We start from the raw sequence: 1,582 nt of genomic DNA, 5'->3' as shown, positions 1-1,582 counted from the left end.
TAGAAAATAATGATCCTGAAGATGCTAAGGAAAAACTAAGTGAAATTGAAGATATAGTAAATAAATTAAACAAAATTTGACAAAATAAAAAGGCTCACTTATGAGCTGCACCCCAAAATCCGGAATACGGATGGAGGGGTTTTTTCATGCCAAAATATACAAAAAAATTTAAAATTAAGCTAGTATCAGAATACTTATCAGGAGAGTATGGTGGTCAAAAATTAATTGCCAAAAAATATAAGATCCCTAATTCAACAATGAAAAATTGGGTTAACAAATACAAGTCAGGAGGTTTTGATAACTTAATTAAAAAGCAAAATATCAATAAATATACTAGTGAATTTAAGTTATCTGTAATACAATATAGGCAAATCAATAATACTTCATACAGAGAAACCGCAGAATACTTTAATATCAGCAATGGATCAGTAATATGTAACTGGGAAAGAGCATATCGAGAACGTGGTTTGTCTGGGTTAGAAAATAACATAGGAAGGCCTAAGAAAGAAATGTCTAAATCAGATAAGAAAGCTAAGAATGAAAAACCGATAGAAGAGTCTGAAAGAGAAGAATTAATCAGACTTAGAGAAGAAAACAAATATTTAAAGATGCAAATACTATTCGAAAAAAAGTTTCAAGCCTTGCTACTGGAAGAGGAAGCAGAAGCAAGGAAAAAACAAAGATAATCCTTAAGTTTCTTAAAGAATATCCTGAAAGTAAAGCAAGTGAATGGATAAAAGTAGCTAAACTTCCTAAATCCTCATACTATGAATGGAAGATTAAATTAGAAAATCCAATAGACAAAGATAAGAAAGTCAGAGAAGAAATCAAATCAGTTGTTAAAGAAACTAAAGGTAGATATGGATACAGAAGAGTATGTAAAGTCCTAAGGAACAAAGGTTTAAGAGTAAATCATAAAAGAGTATTAAGAATAATGAGACAAGAAGGACTCTTATGTACTAAATTTAAAACTAGATCAAGGAAATACTCATCATACAAGGGACAAGTAGGTAAAGTAGCTCCTAATATAGTAAACCGTAACTTTAAAGCTAAAAAACCTAACCAGCTATGGTTAACAGATGTAACAGAATTTAGAATCAAAGGACATGAACAAAGACTTTACCTATCACCAATACTTGATGTATATAACAGTGAGATAATTAGCTATACACTAAGTCATAAGCCAACGATTAAACTAACAAATACAATGTTAGAAGAAGCAACTAAAAGAATAGAAGAAAGTAATGAACTAGTAATACACTCAGACCAGGGGTTTCATTATCAACATAGTTCATGGTCTAACAAGCTTAAGAAACTAAACATAAAACAAAGTATGTCAAGAAAAGGGAACTGTTTAGACAATTCACCAATGGAGAACTTCTTTGGTATACTCAAACAAGAAATGTACTATGGTGTAGAGTTTAAGAATTATAAACAATTAAGAAAAGAAATAGAATCATATATCAAATGGTACAACGAAGACAGGATAAAGACAAAATTAAACGGAATGTCACCTATTGATTACAGATTACATTCCGCTTAAAATATTATTAAGTTATTCCGTGTTTACGGGTTCAGCTCA

The 1,582-nt window shown here is 30.3% G+C and carries 2 protein-coding genes; both read left to right on the top strand.

What is annotated here, in order from left to right; all coding sequences use genetic code 11:
• Window positions 1–146 precede the first annotated feature (146 nt).
• Window positions 147–686, top strand: coding sequence for a helix-turn-helix domain-containing protein (locus AB9Q04_RS08055; RefSeq protein ID WP_410024821.1), 540 nt, complete (start codon window positions 147–149; stop codon window positions 684–686).
• Window positions 599–1,543 carry an IS3 family transposase gene (locus AB9Q04_RS08050; RefSeq protein WP_410024822.1) on the top strand — a complete coding sequence of 315 codons (945 nt, stop codon included), beginning with the start codon at window positions 599–601 and terminating at the stop codon, window positions 1,541–1,543. The genes AB9Q04_RS08055 and AB9Q04_RS08050 overlap by 88 nt, the downstream gene beginning before the upstream one ends.
• Window positions 1,544–1,582 lie beyond the last annotated feature (39 nt).

This window comes from Anaerococcus groningensis (assembly GCF_046365465.1).
Classification (GTDB): domain Bacteria; phylum Bacillota; class Clostridia; order Tissierellales; family Peptoniphilaceae; genus Anaerococcus; species Anaerococcus groningensis.
Note: the sequence above shows the minus strand (reverse complement) of the source record. Positions and strands in the feature narration are given on the sequence as shown.

What these genes read in the sequence shown, in the direction of transcription:
- AB9Q04_RS08055 (WP_410024821.1), top strand. Translation starts at nt 147, where the DNA reads ATGCCAAAATATACAAAAAAATTTAAAATTAAGCTAGTATCAGAATAC.